This window comes from Mycobacterium sp. AZCC_0083, assembly GCF_014202335.1.
GTDB lineage: Bacteria > Actinomycetota > Actinomycetes > Mycobacteriales > Mycobacteriaceae > Mycobacterium.
Genome location: NZ_JACHGP010000008.1, coordinates 94979 through 119171, shown reverse-complemented (window position 1 = coordinate 119171; position 24193 = coordinate 94979). Strand labels below are relative to the sequence as shown.

At 67.5% G+C, this 24193-nt stretch carries 21 protein-coding genes; 13 read left to right on the top strand and 8 right to left on the bottom strand.

Going from position 1 to position 24193, the window contains the following annotated elements; translation table 11 throughout:
* Positions 1-100 precede the first annotated feature (100 nt).
* The 3 genes from HNP02_RS20570 to HNP02_RS20560 all read left to right on the top strand — a co-directional run bounded on the left by HNP02_RS20570 (position 101) and on the right by HNP02_RS20560 (position 2938).
* A complete protein-coding gene (locus HNP02_RS20570) occupies positions 101-1093 on the top strand; it encodes a DUF2235 domain-containing protein (RefSeq protein ID WP_309241641.1) in 993 nt (330 codons plus the stop codon).
* Positions 1094-1312: 219 nt separating this feature from the next.
* Positions 1313-2155, top strand: a complete 843-nt coding sequence (locus tag HNP02_RS20565) for a hypothetical protein (RefSeq protein ID WP_375373695.1) — start codon at positions 1313-1315, stop codon at positions 2153-2155.
* A gap of 72 nt (positions 2156-2227) precedes the next feature.
* Positions 2228-2938, top strand: coding sequence for a crotonase/enoyl-CoA hydratase family protein (locus HNP02_RS20560; protein WP_184441953.1), 711 nt, complete (start codon positions 2228-2230; stop codon positions 2936-2938).
* Here HNP02_RS20560 and HNP02_RS20555 read toward each other — a convergent pair.
* The 3 genes from HNP02_RS20555 to HNP02_RS20545 form a co-directional block, all read right to left on the bottom strand.
* Positions 2935-3450 carry a M15 family metallopeptidase gene (locus HNP02_RS20555; protein WP_184441951.1) on the bottom strand — a complete coding sequence of 172 codons (516 nt, stop codon included), beginning with the start codon at positions 3448-3450 and terminating at the stop codon, positions 2935-2937. The two genes, HNP02_RS20560 and HNP02_RS20555, sit on opposite strands and share 4 nt — an antisense overlap.
* Positions 3451-3618: 168 nt before the next feature.
* Positions 3619-3930 carry a protein UsfY gene (gene usfY / locus HNP02_RS20550; RefSeq protein WP_184441949.1) on the bottom strand — a complete coding sequence of 104 codons (312 nt, stop codon included), beginning with the start codon at positions 3928-3930 and terminating at the stop codon, positions 3619-3621.
* Positions 3931-3995: 65 nt separating this feature from the next.
* A complete protein-coding gene (locus HNP02_RS20545) occupies positions 3996-4598 on the bottom strand; it encodes an HD domain-containing protein (RefSeq protein WP_184441947.1) in 603 nt (200 codons plus the stop codon).
* A 73-nt stretch (positions 4599-4671) separates the two neighbouring features.
* On the opposite strand from HNP02_RS20545, the gene recC reads away from it, so the two are divergent.
* The 4 genes from recC (at position 4672) to HNP02_RS20525 (ending at position 13576) form a co-directional block, all read left to right on the top strand.
* Positions 4672-7983, top strand: coding sequence for an exodeoxyribonuclease V subunit gamma (gene recC / locus HNP02_RS20540; RefSeq protein WP_184441945.1), 3312 nt, complete (start codon positions 4672-4674; stop codon positions 7981-7983).
* Positions 7983-11276 carry an exodeoxyribonuclease V subunit beta gene (gene recB / locus HNP02_RS20535; RefSeq protein ID WP_184441944.1) on the top strand — a complete coding sequence of 1098 codons (3294 nt, stop codon included), beginning with the start codon at positions 7983-7985 and terminating at the stop codon, positions 11274-11276. Before recC ends, recB begins: the two co-directional genes overlap by 1 nt.
* The gene (gene recD / locus HNP02_RS20530; protein ID WP_184441942.1) at positions 11273-13012 is read left to right on the top strand and encodes an exodeoxyribonuclease V subunit alpha; all 1740 of its coding nucleotides are present in this window, start codon (positions 11273-11275) and stop codon (positions 13010-13012) included. The genes recB and recD overlap by 4 nt, the downstream gene beginning before the upstream one ends.
* A gap of 261 nt (positions 13013-13273) precedes the next feature.
* Positions 13274-13576 carry a hypothetical protein gene (locus tag HNP02_RS20525; RefSeq protein ID WP_184441940.1) on the top strand — a complete coding sequence of 101 codons (303 nt, stop codon included), beginning with the start codon at positions 13274-13276 and terminating at the stop codon, positions 13574-13576.
* Between the two features lie 294 nt (positions 13577-13870).
* Here HNP02_RS20525 and HNP02_RS20520 read toward each other — a convergent pair whose 3' ends face one another.
* The gene (locus HNP02_RS20520; RefSeq protein ID WP_184441938.1) at positions 13871-14326 is read right to left on the bottom strand and encodes a carboxymuconolactone decarboxylase family protein; all 456 of its coding nucleotides are present in this window, start codon (positions 14324-14326) and stop codon (positions 13871-13873) included.
* Between the two features lie 90 nt (positions 14327-14416).
* Here HNP02_RS20520 and HNP02_RS20515 point away from each other — a divergent pair, with 90 nt between their 5' ends.
* The 4 genes from HNP02_RS20515 (at position 14417) to HNP02_RS20500 (ending at position 18640) form a co-directional block, all read left to right on the top strand.
* Positions 14417-14749 carry a GNAT family N-acetyltransferase gene (locus HNP02_RS20515; RefSeq protein WP_184441936.1) on the top strand — a complete coding sequence of 111 codons (333 nt, stop codon included), beginning with the start codon at positions 14417-14419 and terminating at the stop codon, positions 14747-14749.
* 415 nt (positions 14750-15164) lie between these two features.
* On the top strand, positions 15165-16799 hold the full coding sequence (locus tag HNP02_RS20510) for a fatty acyl-AMP ligase (RefSeq protein ID WP_184441935.1): 1635 nt from the start codon (positions 15165-15167) through the stop codon (positions 16797-16799).
* Between the two features lie 94 nt (positions 16800-16893).
* On the top strand, positions 16894-17703 hold the full coding sequence (locus tag HNP02_RS20505; protein ID WP_184441932.1) for a GAF and ANTAR domain-containing protein: 810 nt from the start codon (positions 16894-16896) through the stop codon (positions 17701-17703).
* A 25-nt stretch (positions 17704-17728) separates the two neighbouring features.
* On the top strand, positions 17729-18640 hold the full coding sequence (locus HNP02_RS20500; RefSeq protein ID WP_184441931.1) for an NYN domain-containing protein: 912 nt from the start codon (positions 17729-17731) through the stop codon (positions 18638-18640).
* Positions 18641-18734: 94 nt separating this feature from the next.
* Here HNP02_RS20500 and HNP02_RS20495 read toward each other — a convergent pair whose 3' ends face one another.
* Positions 18735-20012, bottom strand: a complete 1278-nt coding sequence (locus HNP02_RS20495) for an Ig-like domain-containing protein (RefSeq protein WP_184441929.1) — start codon at positions 20010-20012, stop codon at positions 18735-18737.
* Between the two features lie 154 nt (positions 20013-20166).
* Positions 20167-20586 carry a very short patch repair endonuclease gene (locus tag HNP02_RS20490; RefSeq protein ID WP_184441927.1) on the bottom strand — a complete coding sequence of 140 codons (420 nt, stop codon included), beginning with the start codon at positions 20584-20586 and terminating at the stop codon, positions 20167-20169.
* 140 nt (positions 20587-20726) lie between these two features.
* Here HNP02_RS20490 and HNP02_RS20485 point away from each other — a divergent pair, with 140 nt between their 5' ends.
* Together HNP02_RS20485 and HNP02_RS20480 are read left to right on the top strand one after the other, a co-directional pair.
* Entirely contained in the window at positions 20727-22016 is a 1290-nt protein-coding gene (locus HNP02_RS20485) for a DNA cytosine methyltransferase (RefSeq protein WP_184441925.1), read from the top strand.
* The gene (locus HNP02_RS20480) at positions 22013-23152 is read left to right on the top strand and encodes a DNA cytosine methyltransferase (protein WP_255506738.1); all 1140 of its coding nucleotides are present in this window, start codon (positions 22013-22015) and stop codon (positions 23150-23152) included. The genes HNP02_RS20485 and HNP02_RS20480 overlap by 4 nt, the downstream gene beginning before the upstream one ends.
* 118 nt (positions 23153-23270) lie before the next feature.
* Here HNP02_RS20480 and HNP02_RS20475 read toward each other — a convergent pair whose 3' ends face one another.
* On the bottom strand, positions 23271-23843 hold the full coding sequence (locus tag HNP02_RS20475; protein ID WP_184441923.1) for a glutamine amidotransferase: 573 nt from the start codon (positions 23841-23843) through the stop codon (positions 23271-23273).
* A complete protein-coding gene (locus tag HNP02_RS20470; RefSeq protein ID WP_184441921.1) occupies positions 23827-24012 on the bottom strand; it encodes a glutamine amidotransferase in 186 nt (61 codons plus the stop codon). Before HNP02_RS20470 ends, HNP02_RS20475 begins: the two co-directional genes overlap by 17 nt.
* Positions 24013-24193: the final 181 nt, after the last annotated feature.

Below are 24193 nucleotides of genomic sequence, written 5' to 3'. Positions count from 1 at the left end.
TCGGTCGCGATTTGGCCGGGCAAAACGCGCGACATTGTCGGAGTCTGCTGGCACACTGAAGCATCGGGCAGTTCAATTTCTTCGCCGGGGGGCGGTTGTTGTGAGGAAGAACGTCGTGCTGTGTTTCGACCAGATGCGCCATGAACCGGGGGATGGTGGCGACACGAATGCGACGGCGCTGTTCAGCCTTCTCGAGCGGTCGGATCACCAAATCAGCTGGTATCACGCGGGCACACCGCGGCGGCCCAGGCAGCGTGACGCGCATGCCGACGCCCGCGCCGTGGTCGGCGAGGCGTACCGGTTCCTGGCGTGGAACTTCGTGCCGGGCGACCGCGTCCTGGTGTTCGGCGCAGGCCGTGGCGGCTACTACGCGCAGGCGTTGACCCACCTCGTCGGCACCGTCGGGATCCTGCCGCCGCGGTGGGCCGAGCTCGTCGATTACGTGGTGTCCTCGTATGGCGTGCCTCGAACGCGCCGGACCTCGCGGGAGTGGGCGATGGTCGAACGGGTGGCGGACGGACTCCATGGCCGCATGGTTGACGTCGCCTTTCTGGGGTTGTGGGACGCGTTGCGACCGGCCGCGCTACCGACGCCGCCGTCGGCTCCCGCGTTGAACGTGCGGGCAGGAAGGCACGCGATCGCAATCGACGGAGGATCGCTCGGCCATCGGCTGGTGAGGGCGGGCTCCGACCGCGTCGACCAGGTCTGGTTCAGAGGCGGGCACTGTGACGTTGCGGGTGGTCCTGGCGCGTGTGCGCCGTTGACGGACATCGCCCTCGACTGGGTTCTCGACGGCGCTCGCACGGCGGGTGCCGTGCTCCGGGCCGACCACACCGTCGCATCGCCGACGCCGGACCAGACCGATGCGCTGGCCGGAAGCGCCCGCAACCTCTCGCTGCGGCGACTGCCCACCGACGCCCGCGTGCACGCCAGCGTCGACGTGTATCTGCGCGCGCACCCCGAGTACTGGCGGCGACTGCCGGATCGGATCGAATGGTCGGATCAGGGCTGGCTGGCCCGCGGTGAACGCCTGGTCCCCGCGGCCGCCACGCCGGCAGTCGTGCGCGCGGAACTCGCGGCCCTCGCCTCCTGACTTTTCTCCGCCGAGCAGACGCAAACTGCCCTTAATCACTAGAAATGAGGGCAATTTGCGTCTGCTCGCGGGGGTTGATTCCCTCCCCCGCTCGCAGCGCGACACCTCGCGCGGTAGCCTTGTTGCCGCACCGCTAGCAAACTGAGCACCGGACTGTTTACGGATCTGCCAGCGAAGCGCTAGGGTCCGGAGCAAACCAATCGACCACATGAGGGCGCCGTGGACTGGATGAGGGATCGCTGGAACGATCTGAACAACCTGGGTTCTGGAGGTTGGCTGGCAATCGCCGCGTGGACGTTGGCGGCGCTAGGCGTGGCCGGACTAGTCTTCGCCAACCGCCAGCTCAAGAAGAATCGCCAGCTCAAGTCCGACCTGATCCGGCCGCAGGTTGCGATGTTCATGGAACCGCACCCGTCCGACTGGCACGTCATCGAACTGGTCGTGCGCAACTTCGGCCAGACCGCCGCACACGACGTGCGCTTCCAGTTCATCAACCCACCGACGGTCGCCATCTACGAGGACAACGTCTTCGACGAGAAGCCCGACATCGCCGAACTGGACCTACCCAGCGAACTCCCGTTCCTCGCACCCGGGCAGGAATGGCGAACGGTCTGGGATTCGGCGATCAGCCGCGAACAGCTGGGCGGATCCATCCAATCCCGGTTCGACGGCACGTTGACGTACTTCGACGGGCCGCGGCCGGATCGCGACAAGAAGCGCCGTTCTCGGTTCTGGAACAAGCGCCAGGAGTTCCAGTCGAAGGTGTTGCTGGACTGGGCGACGCTGCAGCCGGTACAGCGCCTCGAGCTGCTGACCACTCACGACCTGGCGAAGCGGGAGAAGCAGAAGCTCGAGTTGTTGCGCAACGTGCTGACCTACTTCCACTACGCATCCAAGGAAACCAGTCCCGACGTTTACCGCGCCGAGATCGACAGGATCAAACGCGCGGCTGAGGAAACCCAGGACCGTTGGCGGACAAGGCAATTCGACCAGACCACCGAACTCGAGTTCCCGTGGATCCAGAACGGCGATGGGGGCCGTCACCACGCCGGCTTGAGGTGAGCGACGGCGCCGAGTCGTGGATAACGGCGTTAAGTAGCATCGGCTCGAGTGTCCGCCACCCAAGGAGAGTCGATGAGCACGGTCAGCTACGAGCTGAATGAGTCGGTTGCGACGATCACGCTGGACGACGGCAAGGTCAACGTGCTGTCGCCGACGATGCAGCAGAACATCAACGACGCGCTGGACACCGCCGAGAAGGCTGCCGAGAACGGCGAGGTCAAGGCCATCGTGCTGGCAGGCAACTCACGGGTGTTGAGCGCCGGATTCGACCTGAGCGTCTTCAGCTCCGGTGACGCCGCCGCCGCGCTGGCCATGCTGTCCGGTGGCTTCGAACTGTCGATCCGCTTGCTGACCTTCCCTGTGCCGGTGATCATCGCGGCCACCGGACCCGCGATTGCGATGGGGTCTTTCATGCTGCTCAGCGGCGACCACCGGGTGGGGTCACCGAAGACCCGATGCCAGGCCAACGAGGTGGCGATCGGGATGATATTGCCGATCTCGGCCATCGAGATCATGCGGCAGCGGTTGACCCGTGCGGCTTTTTCGCGCGCCGTTTCGCTGGCCGCGGTGTTCTCCGGCGATGCGGCGGTCTCGGCGGGTTGGCTCGACGAGATCGTCGAAGTCGAGAACGTTGTGCCGACGGCTCAGCAGGTGGCGGCCGAAGCCGCAGCGACGCTACATGCGAAGGCACACCTGGCCAGCAAGTTGAAGGCCCGCGACGACGCACTCAAGGCGATCCGCGCCGGAATCGATGGGCTGCCAGAGGAATTCGCCCGCAGCTAGGCGGTCTTGCGCCCGGGTGCCAGTTCGCGCATCGCGGCATCGGCGAGCTCGACGGCGTCGGCGGGTGTGCCCATGAACTCGAAGTGCATCCAGTCCCGCTTGGGTCCCTGATAGTCACCGCCCCACGCGAAACCGTATTGATTCCACACGCGGGCCACGTGGGTCGGGAGGTCGTGGCGGTTTCCCATCGTGAAGGGGTTGTCGTGTCGGTTGATGTCGACGTCGACCGCCCAGGAGTGGTTGAACGTCGTATCGGAGACGGCGATCGGGTGGCGGTCACAACGGCCACAGTCGCCAGGTCTGAGTAGGTAGTTGCCGCCGCCTTCGCGCTCGGTCCAGTCGATGAGCGCGCAGATGAGGGTGGCCAGCGCCGTGCGGACCGCGATGCGGGTGCCGGACCGGCTGGCGACGACGGTGGCGAGGTCGGGTTCGGACACACCGCGTGACTCGTCGGTAGTGCCCCAGCCCCGGTCTCCTGCGGTGTGGGCGTAATCGTCGAGATCGATGAACATGATTCGATCGTGTCCGCCGAGGTCGGCGGACGCGCGCGTAGTCGACTACCCGACTCTGCGCGGGGCGACCGCAGGTAGCCGTGGGCTGGCGGCATGTTGATACTGCGCACAGGGTCGTTGCGCCTCGAAGTGCGCAGCCCTCAGCGCAATGTGAACGCCGACAGCGGTCTAGACGGCGTGCCGCTCCGAGTCGGGCCTGCGATGCTCGGCCCGCCATCGTTGCTCGATGCGGTTGACCCTGCGGTGCTCAAGGAAGATCAGCCCGCCGCCTGCCGTCACGACCGCACCGCTCACCAACGCCAACGGAAGCACCCAATCGGTGTTTCCATACGCAGCTGCGGCGACGATGCCTGCCAATCCGATGATTCCTACTGCGATCAGGATCAGTCCCGGAAACCACAGCGTGTCGATCATCGATTCGCCGGCATGCGGTTGCGTGGTACGGGAGTGATCCACGGGATCGTGATGCGCGCCCTTCATCGCATCTCCTCTCCTCATTGAGATACTTCGACGGTAGACCTGTCCAGGGCGAACGACCAGGACTTTTACGACTTGGTCGCCGTCACCAGATCGTCCAGCTCCCCCAACACCCGTGCGAGTTCGGCGACCAGCCAGGTGGAGTTGCGGACCTGATAGACGGCCAGCAGGGAGCGGTAGTACCAGAGGTGTTGCTGCGGATCGTGAACGCTGAAGCGCTGCCACAGTTCTGGGCCGGCGATGCGATAGTCGCGCAGGATGGCGCGGGCATTGTCGAGCTTGTCCGCCAGCGACACCAGGATGGTGGCCTCCGACGCGTCGCCGAGGTGGTCGATGTAGTCCTGCTTGCGTTTCTTCCACGGCGGCTTCGGGACGATGTCGGTGTCGCTGCACTCGGCGACGATGGTCGCGACGTCGTCGCCGAACTTCTCGCGGATGTCGGCCAGGACCGGTGCCCCGCCCTGATCCTCGACCGCGTCGTGCAGCAGCCCGGCGATGGCCTGCGTCTCGGTGCCGCCGCCCTCGATGATCAGGCTCGCCACCGACAGCAGATGGCCGATGTAGGGGACGTCGCCGCCCTTGCGGGTCTGCGTGCGATGAAGGTCGGAGGCGTAGGTCAGGGCCTCGTCGAACCGCTCGGACAGTTTGGGTGTGGTGGTTTGCTCTGGCATCTTCTTCCCGTCTCTCACCTCACTGTGGCATAGGGCCACGACATGTCAGTCGGGCGTCCTAGGCTTGTGCTCAATGGCCTTGCATCTGCACCGCGCCGAGCGAACCGATCTACTGGCCGACGGTCTCGGTGCCCTCCTCTCGCAACCACTCGATGACCCGTTCGCCACGGAGTTGGTCCTCGTCCCCGCGCGCGGGACGGAGCGGTGGCTGAGCCAGCGCCTATCGCATGTCCTTGGCCGCGGCTCGGGTACCGACGGGGTGTGCGCAGGCATCGAGTTCAGGAACCCGCACTCCCTGATCGCGGAAATCGCGGGCACCAACGACGACGACCGCTGGGCGCCTGACGTCATGGTCTGGCCGCTGCTCGAGGTGATCGACGAAAGTCTCGACGCGCCATGGTGCAAGACGCTGGCCACCCACCTCGGCCACTTCGCGACGGGCGACGAGAGGGAGCTCCGGCTGGGGCGCCGCTACTCGGTGGCACGTCGCATCGCGGGGCTGTTCGCCTCCTACGCCAGACAGCGCCCGCAACTGCTCGCCGACTGGCGCGACGGCAACACCGACCTCGACGACGATCTCGACTGGCAACCTCCGCTGTGGCAGGCCCTCGTCGAGCGCGTCGATGCCGATCCGCCGCACGTCCGTCACCAGACAACCGTTGCCCGCCTTCGTGAATCGGCGATGGATCTGCCTCCGCGACTGTCGCTGTTCGGCCACACCCGGTTGCCGATCACCGAGATCGAGCTGATCGAGGCGTTGGCCACCCATCACGACGTGCACCTGTGGCTGCCGCATCCGAGCGACGAGCTCTGGCGTGCGCTAACCGGTGTGCGCGGACCCATCGACCGTCGCGACGACACCAGCCACCGGGCGGTTCACCATCCGTTGCTCGCCACCCTGGGCCGAGATCTGCGCGAATTGCAGATCATCTTGCCCGTGGAGCTGCGCACCGACGAGTACCTCGCTGGCAGCCTGGGGCGAGCGGAGCGACGGGAGAATGATCTGGAACACCCGGAAACCCTGCTCGGCTGGTTGCAGTCCGACGTCGCCGCCAATGCCGTTCGGCCACATGGTCGTTCGCATGACAAGGGCGACCGGTCCGTCCAGGTGCACGCATGCCACGGCCAGGCCCGGCAGGTCGACGTGCTGCGGGAGGTGCTGCTGGGCCTGCTCGCCGACGACCCGACGCTCGAGCCGCGCGACATCCTGGTGATGTGCCCCGACATCGAGACCTACGCACCGTTGATCAACGCCGACTTCGGGCTCGGTGACGTGCTGCGCGGCGCCCACCCGGCACACCAGCTGCGGATGCGCCTGGCGGATCGCTCACTCGTCCAGACCAATCCACTGTTGGGCGTCGCATCGCAACTGCTCGCCCTGGCCTCGAGCCGGGTGACCGCCAGCGAGGTGCTCAACCTCGCGCAGGCCGCGCCGGTACGCGCCCGCTTCGGCTTCACCGACGACAGCCTCGAGGACGTCACGCGCTGGGTCCGTCAGGCGAACGTTCGCTGGGGTTTCGACCAGGAGCACCGCCAGCCCTACGGCGTTGACTTCGTGCACAACACATGGCGTTTCGGCGTCGACCGCGTGCTCGCAGGCGTCGCGATGTCCGACGACGCGCACGCCTGGATCGGGTCGACGTTGCCGCTCGACGATGTCGGAAGCAATCGCGTCGAGCTGGCCGGTCAGCTCGGCGAGTTCATCGACCGGTTGCAGCGGACCGTCGATGCGCTCACCGGGGAACACCCTTTGGAGCACTGGCTGCATGCGTTGACCGAGGGCATCGCGATGATGACGCGCGTCAACGACGCCGACGCGTGGCAGACCAGTCAGATGCAACGCGAGTTCGGCCAGGTGCTGACCGATGCAAGCGCGCGGTCCGGCACGGTGATGCGGTTGCCCGACGTGAAGGCACTTCTCGATCGTCACCTCGCAGGGCGGCCGACGCGCGCGAACTTCCGCACCGGCACGCTGACGGTGTGCACGATGGTGCCGATGCGGTCGGTGCCGCATCGGGTGGTGTGCCTCGTCGGCCTCGACGACGGCGTGTTTCCCCGTCAGGGCGTCACCGACGGCGACGACGTCCTTGCCCGCAAACCCATGACCGGGGAGCGGGACAGTCGCTCCGAGGATCGGCAACTGCTGCTCGACGCCGTCGTGGCGGCCACCGAGAAGCTGGTGATCACCTACACCGGCCACAACGCCCACTCCGGTCAGGCCCGTCCCCCCGCGGTGCCGCTGGCCGAGCTGCTCGACGCCTTGGATGCGACGACGCCGGAGAGCGTGCGCGAGAATGTCGTCGTGCATCATCCGTTGCAGCCGTTCGACATTCGCAACGTCATCCCCGGTGAGCTGGTGCCCGACGTACCGTTCACGTTCGACTCGATCGTCCTCAAGGCTGCTCGGGCCAGCACCCGCGAGCGGTCCGAGCAACCGAAGTTCATCTCCGGCCCACTGCCCGCCCTGCCGCACGACGACGTCGCGCTCGCCGATCTGATCGGGTTCTTCAAGGATCCGGTCAAGGGCTTCTTCCGTGCGCTGGAGTACACGCTGCCGTGGGACGTCGACGGTGTCTCCGACGAGATCTCCGTCGACATCGACGCGTTGGAGCAGTGGGCGGTCGGCGACCGGATGCTCAGCGACATGCTGCGTGGCATGACGCCCGACGATGCGCGGCAGGCGGAGTGGCGGCGCGGCACGCTGCCCCCTGGTCAGCTGGGCTGGCGCAAGGCAGGCGAACTGCGCGAGCAATCCACGCTGCTCGCGGCGACGGCGCTGGGGTATCGCAAGGCCGATGCGGACGCCTACGACGTCGACATCGACCTCGGCAACGGACGCCGCGTGACGGGCACGGTGTCGCCGGTCTTCGGCGATCACATGGTCTCGGTCACCTACTCCAAACTCGACGGCAAGCATCTGCTGGCATCGTGGATTCCGTTGCTGGCGTTGTTCGCTCAGCATCCCGACCGGGACTGGTCGGCCATCTGCATCGGGCGGCCGAGGCGTGGAAGCACGCCTCTCGAGAAGGGGCTTGGGCAGCCACAGGAACCCGCCGTCGACCTGCTGCGGGATCTGGTGGCGATCTACGACGCTGGGCGTCGGGAGCCGCTGCCCCTGCCCATCAAGACGTCGTATGCCTGGGCGTGTGCGCGGCACGAAGGTGATGACCCCGAGCGCGCCGCGTCCTTCAAGTGGAAGTCGGGCAACTATCCCGGCGAGGATCAGGATCCCGCGCAGGTGCGGGCCTGGGGGGCGAATGCCTGGCTCAGGGATCTGATGCAGCCCCTGCGGCCAGGCGAGGGGGTCGACGGCGAGACCCACCGGCTTGGCGCCTACGCCGCCCGGCTCTGGCTGCCGATGCTGCGGGCGGAAGTGGTTCTCTGATGGACCGTTTCGACCTGCAGGGTCCGCTGCCGGAGGCGGCCTCCACCACCGTGCTGGAGGCCAGTGCAGGCACCGGCAAGACGTTCGCGCTCGCCGGTCTGGTGACGCGTTACGTCGCCGATGGCGCGGCGACCCTCGACCAGATGCTGCTCATCACCTTCGGCCGCGCCGCCAGCCAGGAACTGCGCGATCGGGTGCGCCGCCAGATCACGCAGGCCGCAGCCGCTTTCGACGACCCCTCGCTGGCCGGTGACAACCAGTTGGTCGCCTACCTGCTAGAGGGCACCGACGAGGAGCGAGCGGCCCGCAAGCAGCGACTGCGCGATGCGTTGGCCGGCTTCGACGCCGCGACGATCGCCACCACCCACCAGTTCTGCCAGCTGGTGCTGAAGTCGCTTGGGGTGGCGGGTGACTCCGACTCCCGTGTCACGCTGGTGGAGAGTCTGACCGACCTGGTCACCGAAGTCGTCGACGACCTCTACCTCGCGCACTTCGGCCACCAGCACGACGACCCGACGCTGACGTATCCCGACGCGCTGAAGCTGGCGCGCGAGGTGGTCGGCAACCCCGCGACCGAACTGCGCCCGGTCGACCCGCCCCCCGAATCGCGGTCGGCGGTGTGCATCGGCTTCGCCAATCACGTTCTCGCCGAGCTGGAGACGCGCAAACGCAGGCTGGGGATCCTGGGTTACGACGACCTGCTGACGCGGCTCGCCGAAGCCCTCGACGCCGAGGACTCGCCGGCCCGCCTGCGGATGCATCGACGCTGGCCCATCGTGATGGTCGACGAGTTCCAGGACACCGACCCCGTGCAGTGGCAGGTGATCGACCGCGCGTTCAGCGGCAAGTCGACGGTGGTCCTGATCGGCGACCCGAAGCAGGCGATCTACGCCTTCCGCGGCGGCGACATCGTCACCTATCTGAGTGCCGCCGAGACGGCGGGTGCCAAGAAGACGCTTGGCACCAACTGGCGTAGTGACAGCGTCCTCGTCGACTCCCTGCAGGCGGTGCTGCGTGGCGCCGAACTCGGCGACCCCGCGATCGTCGTGCACGACGTCGAGGCGGCGAACCAGGGTCGCCGACTGGCCGGCGCGCCGAACGGCGACCCGTTCCGGTTGCGTGTCGTTCGGCGAGCAACGTTCGGCCTCCGCGGAATTCAGAACATCCCGATCAGCGATATCCGCCAGCACATCGGCAAGGACCTCGCCAACGACATCGGTGCCCTGCTCGCCAGTGACGCCACGTTCGACGACAAACCGGTGCGGGCCGGCGACGTCGCGGTGATCGTCGAGACCCATCGGGACGCGCGAGTGTGTCAGCTCGCGCTGGACAGGGCAGGCATCGCGTCGGTCTACACCGGCGACTCGGACATCTTCGCCTCCGAGGCCGCCGACGATTGGCTGTCGCTGCTGGAGGCGTTCGATCAGCCGCACCGCGCCGGGGTGGTGCGTGCGGCCGCGGCGACGATGTTCTTCGGCAAGTCCGCAGAAGACTTGGTGGAGGGCGGCGACGCGTTGACCGACGAGACCGCGGAGACGTTGCGGGAGTGGGCCGGTCACGCCCGCGAGCGTGGTGTCGCGGCGATCTTCGAGGCCGCGCAGCTGGGGGGAATGCTCGAACGCGTGTTGTCGTGGCGCGACGGCGAGCGGCACATGACCGATCTGGCACACATGACGCAGCTCCTGCAGGACGTGGCGCACCGCGAGCACTACACGCTGCCCGCGCTGCGCGACTGGCTGCGCGCCGAGCGTGACGACCGCGGCGGGGCTGGTGAGCGGAATCGTCGACTGGACAGTGACGCCGAGGCGGTGCAGATCATGACGGTGTGGGTGAGCAAGGGGCTGCAGTACCCGATCGTGTACCTGCCGTTTGCGTTCAACCGCTGGGTGCCGGAGCCCGATTTGATCCTGTTCCACGACGGCCCCACCCGCTGCCTGTTCATCGGCGGCAAGGACAGTCCCGACTACCACGCGGTCGAGAAGCAGGGCCGCGCCGAGGCCGCCGGTGACGACAGCCGACTGACCTACGTCGCCATGACCCGGGCGCAGGCTCAGGTGGTGGCCTGGTGGTCGTCGGCCCGCGACGAACCCAACGGCGGACTGTCCCGACTGCTTCGCGGTCGACGGCCTGGCGAGTCCGTCGTCCCCAACAGGTGCGTGCCAAGCAAGATCAGCGACGACGACGCGCTGGCTCGACTCCGAGAGTGGGAGGGTGGCCCCGTGCTCGAGGAGTCGGTGCTGACGCCCGCGCCGGCGCCGCCCGCCAAGCCGGTGCCGAAGGGCCTCGACGCCAGGCACTTTCACCGGTCGATCGACACCACGTGGCGGCGTACCTCGTACTCGGGGCTGATCCGTGTGGCGGAGACGACGGGGGTTAGTAGCGAGCCTGAGGTGGCCGCGCTGGACGACGAGGTCGGGGACCTCCCGTTGCTTGAACCGTCCACCGGGCCGCACGTGCCGTCGCCGATGGCGGACCTTCCGAAGGGTGCCAAGTTCGGCACGCTGGTGCACGCGGTGCTGGAGACCGCCGATCCGTTCGCCGCGGATCTGACCGCCGAGCTGGAGGCGCACGTCAGCGAGCACTCGGTCTGGTGGCCGGTCGACGTGCCCGCGCCCGACCTCGCGACGGCGCTGGTGCCGATGCACGACACGCCGCTGGGCCCGCTCGCGGGCGACTTGACGTTGCGCCAGATCGGTCTGCGGGACCGGCTGCGGGAGTTGGACTTCGAGTTCCCCTTGGCAGGCGGCGATCTGGGGGCCACCGCGCCGCAGATCCGCTTGGCCGACGTCGGGCAACTGGTGGCCGAGCACCTGCCTGCCGACGACCCGCTGGCCTCCTACGCCGAGCGGCTGATGGGCGATGCGTTGGGCAACCAGTCGCTGCGCGGATATCTGAACGGGTCGATCGACGCGGTGCTGCGCATCCCCGGCCCAGACGGCCATCGCTACGTGGTGATCGACTACAAGTCGAACTGGTTGGGTGATGGCGACGGTTCACTGACGTCGGCCGACTATCAGCGGGCCCGACTGGTCGAGGCCATGTTGCATTCCGACTACCCGCTGCAAGCAATGCTGTACAGCGTTGTGCTGCACCGGTTCCTGCGCTGGCGGCAACCGGGCTACGATCCCGAACGTCATCTGGGTGGCGTGCTGTATCTGTTCGTGCGCGGGATGTGCGGGCCGGACACACCCGTGGTCGACGGCCATCCCGCAGGCGTGTTCGACTGGCAGCCGCCGGCGTCGTTGATCATCGCGATGTCCGACCTGCTCGATGCGGGGAGGGTCGCCGCGTGACGTCCGTCGAGCCGGTCGACACCGCTGACTGGCGCCGCGCGGCTGGCGCGTCGGGGCTGTTGCGGTCCTTCAACGACGCCGCGGTCATCGACTCGTCGGACGTACTTGTCGCCCAACGACTCACGGCACTGGCCAAGGAGACCGACGAGCGGGTGGCGCTCGCCGTCGCGTTCGCGGTCCGCGGGCTGCGGGGCGGTTCGGTCTGCGTGAACTTGAGGTCGCTGCAGACACAGGTCGACGTTCCCGACCTGCCGTGGCCTGCCGTCGAGGACTGGGTGGCGGCCGTTGCGGCCAGCCCGTTGCTCGAGCCGCCGCACGTGCTGCGCCAGCAGGGTGAACTGCTCTATCTCGACCGGTACTGGCGCGAGGAGCGGCAGGTCGCCGAGGACCTGCTGTCGATGGTGTCCGGCGGGGGCGGCAGCCCGGCGGCAGACGTCGACCGGTTGTTCCCCGACGGGTACGAGGAGCAGCGCGAGGCCGCCGAACTCGCGCTGTCCCAACGACTCACGGTGCTCACCGGCGGGCCGGGAACCGGGAAGACCACGACGGTCGCGCGGCTGTTGGCGCTGCTGGCCGAGCAGGCGGGCTCGTCGCGTCTGCGGATCGCGCTGGCGGCGCCGACCGGAAAGGCAGCGGCCAGACTGCAGGAGGCCGTGCAGCTGGAGATCGACCAGTTGGAACTCGTCGACCAGCGGCGGATCTCGGGGCTTCACGCGACGACACTGCACCGGCTGTTGGGCAGCCGACCGGACAACTCGTCGCGATTCCGCCACCACCGGGGCAACCGGTTGCCGCACGACGTCATCGTCGTCGACGAGACGTCGATGGTGTCGTTGACCATGATGGCGCGGCTGTTGGAGGCGGTGCGGCCGCAGGCACGCCTGCTTCTCGTCGGCGACCCCGACCAGCTGGCGTCGGTGGATGCGGGTGCCGTGCTGGCCGACCTGGTCGATGGGCTTGGCGGTCGCGATGACGTGCGGATCGCCGAACTCCAGACGTCACACCGGTTCGGGAAGTCGATCGGGGCCTTGGCGTCGGCGATCCGCGTCGGTGATGCCGACCTTGCCATCGAGGTGCTGCGCGCGGGTGGCGAGCACATCGAGTGGATCGACGCCGAGGACCCGACCGCCGATCTGCGCAAAGTGCTTCAACCGCACGCACTTCGGCTGCGCGAGGCGGGCGTGCTCGGTGACGGCGGCGCGGCGCTGACGACGCTCGCCGAGCACCGGCTGCTGTGTGCGCACCGGCGGGGGCCGTACGGGGTGCAGTACTGGAATCGTCAGGTCGAGCGGTGGCTCACCGAAGCGACGGGCGAGCCGATCTGGACGTCGTGGTACGCGGGCAGGCCGGTGTTGGTGACCGCCAACGACTACGGCCTTGGCCTCTTCAACGGCGACTCCGGTGTGACGGTGGTCGGCGACAGCGGCCTGCGTGCCGTCATTGCCGGTGCCGAGGAACCGGTCACGATCGCCACCAGCCGGCTGTCCGACGTGGACACCATGCACGCGATGACGATTCACAAGAGCCAGGGTTCGCAGGCGTCGGAGGTGACGGTGCTGATGCCGCCGGTGGAGTCGCGGTTGTTGACCCGCGAGCTGTTCTACACCGCGGTGACGCGGGCGAAGGCCAAGGTGCGGGTCGTGGGGTCGGAGGCGTCGGTGCGGGCGGCGATCGATCGGCGGGCGGTGCGGGCGACGGGGCTGGCGGTGCGGCTCCGCGGCGCGGCGCCCGCGTGACCGAGCAGCACTATCTCAGCCGCGGTTGTTCAGATACCGGACCCGCGCGGCCAGCGGATTCAAGGAATTCTCGTTTCTTGCCTACCGCGATCGCCCCCATCTCCTGGACCAGCAGGGAGTTGGGAATGGGCCCAGATTCCATCTAGCGGGAATGCATGGATTGGCACCAGCACGGACGACATGGGTTCGATGGAGGGCAACGCTGGATGGAGTCCTAATCTGGAATCAGTCCAGATTAGGATCCTCCGAGAAAGTGACAGAATGCAGATCAGATCGAAGTACCTCACACCGCTGTTGGCGGCGGGCGCTGCCGCGGCAGCGATCGCCACTGCACCCGCGGCCCTCGCGGCACCGACAGCCGCGGCGAATCCCCCTCAGGCTCAGGAAAGCTGCATCGACCTGAACTCAAGCACCCAGTGCCAGTCGCCGGGCAATGTTCAGATCGATGACTCCCCTGTCGGTCCCATATACCCCTACTACGGGGACTACCCCTTCTACGGGGGCTATTACGGCGGCTATCACGGCGGCTACGGTGGCGGTCACGGCGGCGGCGGACACCGGTAGCGGTCAATGCAGTGGGGTCGGGCTGCGTACCTGGCACCGCTGCTCGTAAGTGAAGAATCGGATACCCAGACTGGCCCGCGCCGGCGACCCACCCCGCGTCCGGCGCGGGCCAGCAGGTTTTCGAGCCGCCCAATGGCCCCCGTCACCGGCCGATGATCAGGTCCTTGACTGCGACCAACACCGCCCGGTAGTCAGCTTGGGAGTTCTCCAAGGTGGCCAGCACTTCATCGTAAAGGCTGCGCCGAGCGCCTGACCGTGTGCCGAAGTGCCCGCCGTGCAGCGAATTTGGGTCTACTACGGCGTGACCGAATGCCTACTCAGGATCGACACCCGATTGAACGCGTTGATGGCGGTCGCCACCCAAATCACGGCCGATAGCTCGTCGTCGGTGAACGCCTTTCTGGCGCGGGCATATTCGCGTTCCATCGTGTCATGGTCGGGCAGCGTGGTGGTGATCTCGGCGAGCCGCAGCGCGGCCTGTTCGCTCTCGTCGAACAGCTCGGTGTCCCGCCACACCGACAGCGTCGCGAGCTGTTTGTCGGTGACCCCGGCGGCCAGCGCACGGCGATTGTGCACGTCCAGGCAGGAGGGGCATCCGTTGAGCTGCGACACCCGCACGTTGATCAGTTCGACCAGACAACGGGTCAGGCCCGCTTCCCTGGCTGTCCTGGCCACCGCAGTCGAGACACCGACCAATGCCTGATAGGCCGCCCGCGACTGGTTGTCGATGTGGATGTGCTCGATGTCCATCGCACGCCTTCGGATCGGTCCCGCCTCGGCAGGTAGTGTCGAATACGTCGATCGTATGCACGTCGATCGTATGCAATGAGAGGAACGTCCATGCCGCTGACCGACAAGACCGGCGCCCCCGTGACCGTCGAGAAGAAGACCGACGAGTTCACCATCAGCGTGGAGGGAAAGTCGGTGGGGCTGGAGGCTTTTGCCGAACGCGACGGGCAGCGGGTTTTCTATCACACCGAGATCGACGACGCGTTCGGCGGACGCGGGCTGGGAACCGTGCTGATTGCCGAGGCATTGGCGGCGACGCGCGCCGACGGCTTGCGCATCGTCGCTGTTTGCCCGATGGTGGCCGGCTACCTCAAGAAACACCCCGAATTCGACGATATCGTCGACGTTCCGACCCCGCAGATTCTGCAGTCGCTCCCCAGCTAAGAGCGCTAAGAAGGCCATCTAACAGCCGTTTTTCGCGCACAACTGCTGCGTATGGGCGCTTTGGCACGGTACGGTCATAGCCGGTTGATCCCCCAGCCACTCGGACCCGTCACGACGGCGACATCGATGTCCCCGTTGAGAGCGCCCGCTCTGCACCCCGACGTAGGCCGACCCTTCGATGAACGGTTGTGCCCTCGGAATGACGGAGTCCCTTGGCTGAGAATCCAGCGGTAAGCCTGACCGGCAACGGTCGTCGCACGCCGCGTCCTTGGATTCGATATGTGGCGCAAGGTAACCAAAACGATCTCGAGTTGATTACTACATTGCTCGCGCGAGCGCGCCGCACATCGAACGCGCCTGATCAATGCAACAGTCCGATACATGCCGCGCCCGCGGCGCCGTCAGGGGGATTGTCGTGAGTCGATTCACCGACACGATGTTTAGCAACGCCAAAACCAGTACGAAGGGCATGGTCACCGGTGAGCCGGACGCCCCGGTGCGACACAGCTGGGCCGAGGTCCACGAGCGCGCCAGCCGGATCGCAGGCGGTCTCGCCGCAGCCGGTGTGAAGCACGGTGACGCCGTCGCCGTGCTGGCCGGTGCGCCCGTCGAAATCGCCCCAGCCGCCCAGGGCATCTGGATGCGCGGCGCCTGCCTGACCATGCTGCATCAACCGACCCCGCGCACCGACCTGCGGCGGTGGGCCGAAGAGACCACCGCGGTCATCGAGATGATCGGTGCCACGGCAGTCGTCATCTCCGATCCGTTCATGCCCGCCGAGCCACTGCTGACCGCGCTCGGCCTGAACGTGGTGACGATCGAGAAGCTGTTGCAGAGCGACCCGGCGGAACCCGTCGAAACCGACGACGATGACATTGCCCTGCTGCAGCTGACGTCCGGCTCAACGGGATCGCCCAAGGCCGTGCAGATCAGCCATCGCAACGTGGTGTCCAACGCCGAGGCGATGTTCGTCGGGGCGGAGTTCGACCACGAGACCGACGTCATCGTCAGCTGGCTGCCCTGCTTCCACGACATGGGCATGACGGGCTTCTTGACCGTGCCGATGTACTTCGGCGCGGAGCTGGTCAAGGTCACGCCGATGGACTTCCTGCGCGATACGTTGTTGTGGGCCAAGCTCATTGACAAGTACAAGGGCACCATGACGGCCGCGCCCAACTTCGCCTACACGCTCTTCGCCAAGCGACTGCGCAGGCAGGCCACCCCCGGCCAGTTCGACCTTTCTTCGCTGCGATGGGCGTTGTCGGGCGCCGAGCAGGTCGAGCCGGCCGACGTCGAGGACCTCATCGAGGCGGGCGCGCCGTTCGGCCTGCGCCCCGAGGCGATCCTTCCCGCCTACGGCATGGCCGAGACCACCGTCGCGGTGTCGTTCTCGGAGTCCGGCGCCGGCATGGTCATCGACGAGGTCGACGCCGACCTCTTGTCGGTCCTGCACCGTGCCGTCCCTGCATCACGGGGCAACACCCGTCGACTGGTGTCGCTGGGCCGTGTCCTCAAGGGCCTCGAGATCCGCGTCGTTGGCGATGACGGCAGCATTCTGGGCCACCGCTCGGTCGGCGTGCTCCAGGTCCGCGGCGAGCCGGTCACCGTCGGCTACACCACGGCGGCCGGTTTCATCGGCGCGCAGGACCAGGACGGCTGGTATGACACCGGCGACCTTGGCTACCTGACCGAGACCGACGACGTCATCGTGTGCGGGCGGGTCAAGGACGTCATCATCATGGCCGGACGCAACGTCTACCCGACCGACATCGAACGTGCTGCCGCCCGGGTTCCCGGCGTCCGGCAGGGCTGCGCGGTCGCGGTACGACTCAATGCCGGCCAGACGCGGGAGAGCTTCGCCGTCGCCGTCGAGTCCAAGGAGTACGACGATCCCGCCGCGGTGCGCCGCATCGAGCGTCAGGTGGCGCACGAAGTGGTCGCCGAAGTGGACGTCCGGCCGCGCAACGTCGTCGTCCTCGAGCCGGGCATGATTCCCAAGACCCCCTCGGGCAAGCTGCGGCGCGCGCACGCCATGTCGCTCGTCACCTAACGGTTCTCGTCTGCGCGCGCTTCCTGGTTCTCGGCGAGTAAGTTGAGCCGTTGATCGGGGGGTGCGCTCGTGCCACGCCTCGAGGAGGAGGGGTATGGCCGACTACGACGCCCAGCCCGGTCGGGACGGGCCACCGGGGGCGGATCTGTCACCGGCTCGACTCGAATCCGACGAGGTCGATCTGTATCTCGGCCTGAGTGGTTTGGCCAAGATCGTCGCAGGCCGACAGGGTGTGCCCGATCTGCTCAACGACGTCGCCGAGTTCGCGGTGCAAGCCATCCCCGGAGTCGACGGTGCAGGCGTCACGCTGATCGCCGCCGATTCCTGCGGGCCGCGCATGGAGGCCTGGGCGGCCACCCCGCAGTTCGTTCGCGACATCGACGCCCTGCAGTACGACGTGCTCAACGAGGGGCCGTGTGTGACGTGCATACGGTCGCGCCGTCCGACGGTCAGCGGGTCGATCGGGGGCGACGATCGGTGGCCGCGCTTCGGCGGGCACGTCGCCCGCATGGGAGTGCACTCGGTGCTGGCGCTGCCGCTGACGATCGCGGACGCGGTGATCGGGGCGATCAATGCCTATGCCTACCGGCGCGACGCGTTCGCCGAGCACGCCGTGCAATTGGGTGCGCAGTTCGCCGGTGCGGCCGCGGTGTCGGTGTACAACGCGCAGCTGCTGGCGTCGGCCCAGGAACGCACCGACCGACTGCAGCGCGCCCTGACATCCCGCGCGGTCATCGACCAGGCGATCGGCATCGTCCGCAGCCGCTCCGGTGGCAGCGCGGAGGAGGCGTTCGAGCGGCTCGCCAAGATGAGTCAGGCCGAGAACGTCAAGCTGAACCTCATCGCGGAGCGGTTGGTCGAGGAAGCGGTGAGACGCGCCCGCACCCGTCAGGCGTCGAGTTGATGCGTCGAGGGACAAGACTGAAGCCATGACCGAGCCAGGTACCACCACCCGTGTCGCGGTCTACCTCGACTTCGACAACATCGTCATCTCGCGGTACGACCAAGTGAACGGCCGCAATTCGTTTCAGCGCGACAAGGCCAAGGGGCTGGACCAGCACCCGGATCGGCTGGAGCGGGCGACGGTCGACGTCGGCGCGATCATCGACTTCGCGTCGTCGTTCGGCACGTTGGTGCTGACCCGCGCCTACGCGGACTGGTCGGCCGACTTGAATGCCTCCTACCGCGGGCAGTTGGTGGGGCGCGCCGTCGATCTGGTGCAGCTGTTCCCTGCCGCGGCGTACGGCAAGAACGGCGCCGACATCCGGCTCGCGGTCGACACCGTCGAGGACATGTTCCGGCTGCCCGACCTGACGCACGTGGTGATCGTCGCTGGCGACTCCGACTACATCGCGTTGGCGCAGCGCTGCAAACGGCTCGGCCGGTACGTGGTGGGCATCGGGGTGGCCGGCTCGTCGAGCCGATCGCTGGCCGCGGCGTGCGACGACTTCGTCATCTACGACTCACTGCCCGGCGTCCCGGTGTTCGAACCCGATCCCACGCCCGTCGAGGCCGAAGTGGAGCCCGAGGCGGAGACCGAGACCGCGCCGCCGAAGCGGCGCAGACGTGCCGCCCGTCCTGCCGACAACGAGGAGCCGGAACCGCCGGACCCGCAGACCGCGGCGACCGCGCTGCTTCAGCGGGCCCTGCAGATCGGCTTGGAGAAGGACGACGCCGACTGGCTGCACAACTCGGCGGTCAAGGCGCAGATGAAGCGGATGGATCCATCGTTCAGCGAAAAGTCCTTGGGTTTCCGGTCTTTCAGCGATTTCCTGCGGTCACGGTCGGACGTCGTGGAGCTGGACGAGAGTTCGACGACGCGGATGGTGCGGCTGAAGTAGGGCGGTCGCGACGCCGTCACCGAAACGCACCTTTTGCAGGTCCCCACTCGAACTTCTCCTGCAAAACGTTCGTTTCGGTGCTAGTCGCCCGCCCTCAGGTGAGCTTGCTGCCCGCCTGCCACTGCTCCCACGGCACGCTCCAGTCGCCGTTCTGCCACAGCTTCAGCGGCTCGCCGCCGGTGTTCTTCACCTCGACGACGTCGCCAGGCACGGAGAAGTTGAAGAACCACGCGGCGTTGTCCCCGTTGAGGTTCAGGCAGCCGTGCGACGTGTCGGTGTTGCCCTGCGCCCACACCGTGGAATTCAGCTGGTGCAGATAGATGCCGTCGATGCTGATCCGGGTGGCATAGGAGATGGACTCCTTGTAGCCGAGGCGGGAGTCGATGGGCAACCCGAACGTCGACGAGTCCATGACCACGGGGTTGGCCTTGTCCAGGACGGTGTACACGCCGGGCGGTGTGAAGAACGACAGCGTGGTGCCTGCGATGGTCTGCGTGCCGCCCATCCCCATCGACGTCGGCATGGTGCGGACCAGCTTGCCGTTGTCGAAGACGCTGACCTGATGAGTGTTGTCGTCGGCGATCGAGACGTGGGCGTCGCCGATCTTGAACGACACCTTCTCGTCCTCGGCGCCGTACAGACCGTCCCCGAGCGTCGTGCCGTAGATGTTGGCGTTGACGGTGACCGTCGTGCCGGGTGCGTAGTACTTGGCCGGTCGCCAGTGCGCGGTCTGGTCGTCGGTCCAGTACCACGACCCCTTCACCGGCGGGTTGGTGGTGACGTTCATGTGCCGCTCGGCGTTGGCCTTGTTGTCGATGGACTGATCGAAGTGCGCGACGACGACGGTGCCGATGCCGTAGGTCCCGCCGTCTTCGAGCAGATCCCCACCGGCCCGGTTCAGGTAGACCTCGGTCTGGTCACTCGGCGACACCGTGGTGAAGCTGGACGTCTGGCGTGACGGCATGCCCTGCGCACCGCGGGCGAGCACCGTCATCGAGTAGGTGCGACCGTAGCCGAGCTGGTTGGTCGGCTTCCACACCGTCCCGTCCGGCGTGAGGACGCCGGGGATCACCTTGCCGCTGTCGTTGACCATCGTGACGTCGGTGATGGTGCCGCTGGTGGCGGTGACCATGACGGGGCCTGCGGGGTTGATCTCATCGGTTCCCGGGTTCGGCATGACCGACAGCACCGCGGGCTCCGACGTCGGCACGACCGGCGGCGAATCGTCCACGCCGTGTGGCGCGGCGGCTACCACCTGACATTTGCTGCCAGGGCACTGCGGGGTATCGGTCACGAGGACTCCCCCGAGCACGGCCAGAGCGGCGAGGGCTGTAGCCAACCAGGCACCGCGGACACGACGAGTCAACGTCAAAACACTCCAGACCTGTTCGATGTGTGGCCAGAACCGACCGGTGTCTCATCGTAGGCGAGACGGCTGACGACGACACGTCGGGCAGGGGGTCTGTGGGAGATTCGTAATCGTCTTGTTTCGCCGTGTTTGCCTGCCACACGGTGGCCGGTGGCGCCTAGGCGCGTCTAGTGCGCACCACGTCTTCGACGCGTCGCGCCGCCTCGGCCGGATCCTCGTGCTCCCACACCCGCACGCTCACCCACCCGGCGTCGGCGAGCCTGCTGTCGGTGTCACGGTCGCGGGCCCGGTTGCCGGCGACCTTGTCGGCCCAGAACGTGGCGTTGGCCGCGGCGACGGTGTGGTGCTCGGGGCAGCCGTGCCAGAAGCAGCCGTCGAGGAACACCGCCACCTTGGCGCTCGGGAAGACGAGGTCGGCTGTGCGCCGCAACCCGGTCAGCGGTTTGGCCGAGACGCGGTAGCGAAGTCCCCGCGCGTGCACGGCCGAGCGCAGCGCCAGCTCGGGCTTGGTGTCCCTGCTGCGGTTGGACTGCATGCGGGCCCGTGCCTCCGGCGATGATGCCCAAGATTCGGCCATGATTCAGGTTATGTGCGAGTTCAGGCTATGTGCGGCGCGCCGCCGCAGGTGCCCGGACATGTCGGAACCGCTGAATACCATTGCCCTGTGATCCGCCGCGGCCGCCGAGCAACCGACTCCTTGCTGGTCGCGTGCCGTTGATGAGTGAGCCATCCCAGCGCACCGTCGAGCGGCGGCCCAGCGTCGACGCCGGGTTCGAGCGCTTCCGCACCCGCAACGGCACCTACGAGCGCGTCGTCACGCGGCGCGACGGTCGCAAGGCCGCCAGCGTGATGGCCGGGTACACCGGTGGGGACGCGCGGCCCACGTCGGCCGACGAAGCCGAACGCGCCTGGCTGCAGAGCACGGTCGCGCCGCCGTGTGGCGCGTCGCGGTCCTCGCTGCGGGTGGTCGACCTGTTCTCCGGGTGCGGTGGTTTGTCGATCGGGTTGGCCGAGGCGGCCCGCGCATTGAACCGGTCGTTCGAGCCGGTGCTCGCGGTCGACGTCGACCAGGTCGCGACCGACACCTATGCCGCCAACTTTCCCACCGCCGCCGCGGTGTGCAAGGACGTCACCGCGGTGCTGCCCGGCAAGGTCGGTGCGCGGCTCACCTCCGCAGAACGGATGCTGTCCAAGCACCACGGCGACATCGACGTGCTGGTGGGGGGCCCGCCATGCCAGGGCCACAGCGACTTCAATAACCGCACGCGGCACTCCGACGACAAGAACGAGCTCTACCGCACCATGGTCCGCGCCGCGGAAGTGCTTCAGCCGCAACACATCCTGATCGAGAACGTGCCGGGAGCGCTGAACGACAAGCGCTCGGTCGTGCAGCGCACCGCCGATGCGCTGGGTGAGCTCGGGTATCACGTGTCGATGGACGTGGTGAACCTCAACGAGATCGGCGTGCCGCAGCGTCGGCGTCGGCTCGCGTTGATGGCCAGCCTGACGCACACCACCACGCCTGCCGAGGTGGTCGTGCGGCACCGGCGCGATCCGCGCAACGTGGCGTGGGCGTTCCAGGATTTGGAGCGGATGTCCGACGCGCGGCGCGACGAGGGTCTTGTCGACGCCGTCGCGCGGTCGGCACCCGCCACGCGCCAGCGCATCGACTATCTCTTCGAGACAGGCGAATTCGACCTGCCCGACAGCGAGCGCCCGGCCTGCCACGCCAACGGCGGGCACAGCTACAAAGCGATCTACGGCCGGCTGGCGTGGGACCGCCCGTCGCAGACCATCACCACCGGCTTCTACAGCATGTGCATGGGCCGCTACGTGCACCCGAGCCGGCGGCGCACCATCACCGCGCACGAAGCCGCACGGCTGCAATACATTCCGGACTGGTTCTCGTTCGACGCGGTGCGCCACCGCACGGCGATGGCCAGGATGATCGGCAACGCGGTGCCGTCGCGGCTCAGCTACGCGGTGGCCCTGGAGTGGCTGCGATGAAGCGCCGCTCGATGCGGGTCGCGGGCCTGTTCGCCGGCATCGGTGGGCTCGAGCTCGGCATGACCGCCAGCGGGCACCACACCCAGCTGCTCGTCGAGAACTCCGCGCCCGCGATGCACGTGCTGCGGCGCCGGTTCCCCGACACCAAGATCGAGGGCGACGTCCGCGACCTGGTGTCGCTGCCTGCCCGCACCGACGTGGTGGTGGCCGGCTTCCCGTGCCAGGACCTGAGCAGCGTGGGCCGCAAGGTCGGAATCGACGGCGCCAGAAGCAGTCTCATCGGTGAGGTGCTGCGGCTGCTCGAGGGCGCGAACGTGCCGTGGCTGGTGCTGGAGAACGTGCCGTTCCTGATGTCGCTCGGCCAGGGCGCGGCGCTGAAGCTGATCACGACCGCGTTGACCGAGCTGGGCTATCGCTGGGCGTACCGCGTGGTGGACAGCAACGCGTTCGGGCTGCCGCAGCGGCGCAACCGGTGGTACCTGGTGGCCAGTCGGGTCGGTGATCCGCGCGACGTGCTGCTGTCCGACGAGGTCGTGCGGCCATTGGTGGTGGCGGACTATCCCGATGTGGCGTGCGGGTTCTACTGGACCGAGGGCATGCGGGCATTCGGCTGGGCCGTCGACGGGGTGCCGCCGATCAAGTGCGGCTCGGCCGTCGGGGTGGCCTCTCCCCCGGCCATCCGCCTGCCGTCGGGCGCGTACGTGACTCCGGATCTGCGAGATACCGAGCGGCTGCAGGGTTTTCCCGCCGACTGGACCGCGCCCGCCGAAGAGGTGGCCAAGCGCGGCGAGCGCTGGCGGATGGTGGGCAACTCGGTGAGCGTGCCGGTGGCGACGTGGATCGGCGAGCGGTTGGCCTCCCCCGGTCGCTATGACGGCGCTTCGGACGTGGTCTGGACCGGCGCGAAGTGGCCGCGGCGGGCGGCGTGGGCGGACCTGGACGGCGTGGTGCATGCCGCCGACGTCGGGCCGTGGCCGGTGTGGCAGCCGAGGGCGTCGCTGGTCGACTTCCTCGACTACCCGGGGGTGCCACTGTCGGCGCGGGCGGCCACCGGGTTCCTGCGGCGCACCCGCAAGGGCTCGCTGCGGTTCCCGCCGGGGTTCATCGACGAGCTGACGGCATACGCCGAACGCTAATTACTTCGACGTCAAGAAGTCTTCGTCGGATTGGCGGCCATTCAGCGCTGCGACACAGCCTCCGGATGTAGGACGACGGCGGCCCCGGTCCGCGATGGCCAAGAGCCAGAATCTGGGTTCATTTCACGCCGTCGGCGGCCCAGCCTACGAGGCCTTGCCACAGGCGCGCATAGTCGGGCGAATCCGCGTAACTGCGCGATGCCCAATGCGGGCCGCAATCGCTGGTGTAGACGAACGCGCGTCCCGTCCCGACCTCCCAGATGGCGACCAACGGGTCATCACCGCACACCGCGAGAACGTTCGCCTCGGGGCGTGCCTGCACCTGGTTATAGCCAAGCAACGGCCCGAAACACGTTGCGCCACCCAACGCCACGTGGCTCCCCTGTGTCGCGACCGGGTCCACACCCTGGGGCAGTTCGACCCGGTCGTCGGTGCCTGCGATCACGACGGGGAGGACCTCGGCCAGCGGCGTGCCCGCGAACTGTGCCTTGGCATCGATTCCGCTGAACGACAGATACCCGCCGATCATGCCGAGACCGCCACCGCCTCGGACGAATTCGGCGAGTTCGGCGAGCTTGTTGGACACCGGTTCCCCGCCGGTGAACGTGGCCGTGCCAAGCAGGAAGGTGTTTGCGCCGCAGTCGCTGATCAGTACGACGTCGACGTCGGAGAGGTCAGGCCATGCATGCACTATCGACCAGGTGTGACGGTAGGTGCCGGAAGTCGTGGCCGCCCCCGGTGAGGGCTGGCTCGATCCACTGCGTGCCGACCTCATAGCCGCTCACGGTGAACGAATCGAATCCCTTCACCTCCATCAACTGTGTGAACCAGCTTTCGCCGATGAGTAGGACGGTGGCCATGGGAACTCCTTCGAGGTACGGATCTGGAGCCCTGCGGCGGTAGCGATCAAGCACCAGGCGTCGACGACGAAACCGAAACGGCTTGCGCGGGTGTTGACGATTCGGTTGGCGCACTTGCCGTTACTGCCACCGCGAGCCGGCGCGTGGACCATCGCATGCGGGCACGATCCGTCGTTGCGAA

What these genes read in the sequence shown, in the direction of transcription:
- HNP02_RS20555 (WP_184441951.1), bottom strand. Translation starts at nt 3,450, where the DNA reads ATGTTCATCGATCTCGACGATTACGCCCACACCGCAGGAGACCGGGGC.
- HNP02_RS20500 (WP_184441931.1), top strand. Translation starts at nt 17,729, where the DNA reads ATGACCGAGCCAGGTACCACCACCCGTGTCGCGGTCTACCTCGACTTC.
- recC (WP_184441945.1), top strand. Translation starts at nt 4,672, where the DNA reads ATGGCCTTGCATCTGCACCGCGCCGAGCGAACCGATCTACTGGCCGAC.
- HNP02_RS20515 (WP_184441936.1), top strand. Translation starts at nt 14,417, where the DNA reads ATGCCGCTGACCGACAAGACCGGCGCCCCCGTGACCGTCGAGAAGAAG.
- HNP02_RS20520 (WP_184441938.1), bottom strand. Translation starts at nt 14,326, where the DNA reads ATGGACATCGAGCACATCCACATCGACAACCAGTCGCGGGCGGCCTAT.
- HNP02_RS20485 (WP_184441925.1), top strand. Translation starts at nt 20,727, where the DNA reads ATGAGTGAGCCATCCCAGCGCACCGTCGAGCGGCGGCCCAGCGTCGAC.
- HNP02_RS20505 (WP_184441932.1), top strand. Translation starts at nt 16,894, where the DNA reads ATGGCCGACTACGACGCCCAGCCCGGTCGGGACGGGCCACCGGGGGCG.
- HNP02_RS20560 (WP_184441953.1), top strand. Translation starts at nt 2,228, where the DNA reads ATGAGCACGGTCAGCTACGAGCTGAATGAGTCGGTTGCGACGATCACG.
- recB (WP_184441944.1), top strand. Translation starts at nt 7,983, where the DNA reads ATGGACCGTTTCGACCTGCAGGGTCCGCTGCCGGAGGCGGCCTCCACC.
- HNP02_RS20480 (WP_255506738.1), top strand. Translation starts at nt 22,013, where the DNA reads ATGAAGCGCCGCTCGATGCGGGTCGCGGGCCTGTTCGCCGGCATCGGT.
- HNP02_RS20525 (WP_184441940.1), top strand. Translation starts at nt 13,274, where the DNA reads ATGCAGATCAGATCGAAGTACCTCACACCGCTGTTGGCGGCGGGCGCT.
- usfY (WP_184441949.1), bottom strand. Translation starts at nt 3,930, where the DNA reads ATGAAGGGCGCGCATCACGATCCCGTGGATCACTCCCGTACCACGCAA.
- HNP02_RS20490 (WP_184441927.1), bottom strand. Translation starts at nt 20,586, where the DNA reads ATGGCCGAATCTTGGGCATCATCGCCGGAGGCACGGGCCCGCATGCAG.
- HNP02_RS20545 (WP_184441947.1), bottom strand. Translation starts at nt 4,598, where the DNA reads ATGCCAGAGCAAACCACCACACCCAAACTGTCCGAGCGGTTCGACGAG.
- HNP02_RS20470 (WP_184441921.1), bottom strand. Translation starts at nt 24,012, where the DNA reads ATGGCCACCGTCCTACTCATCGGCGAAAGCTGGTTCACACAGTTGATG.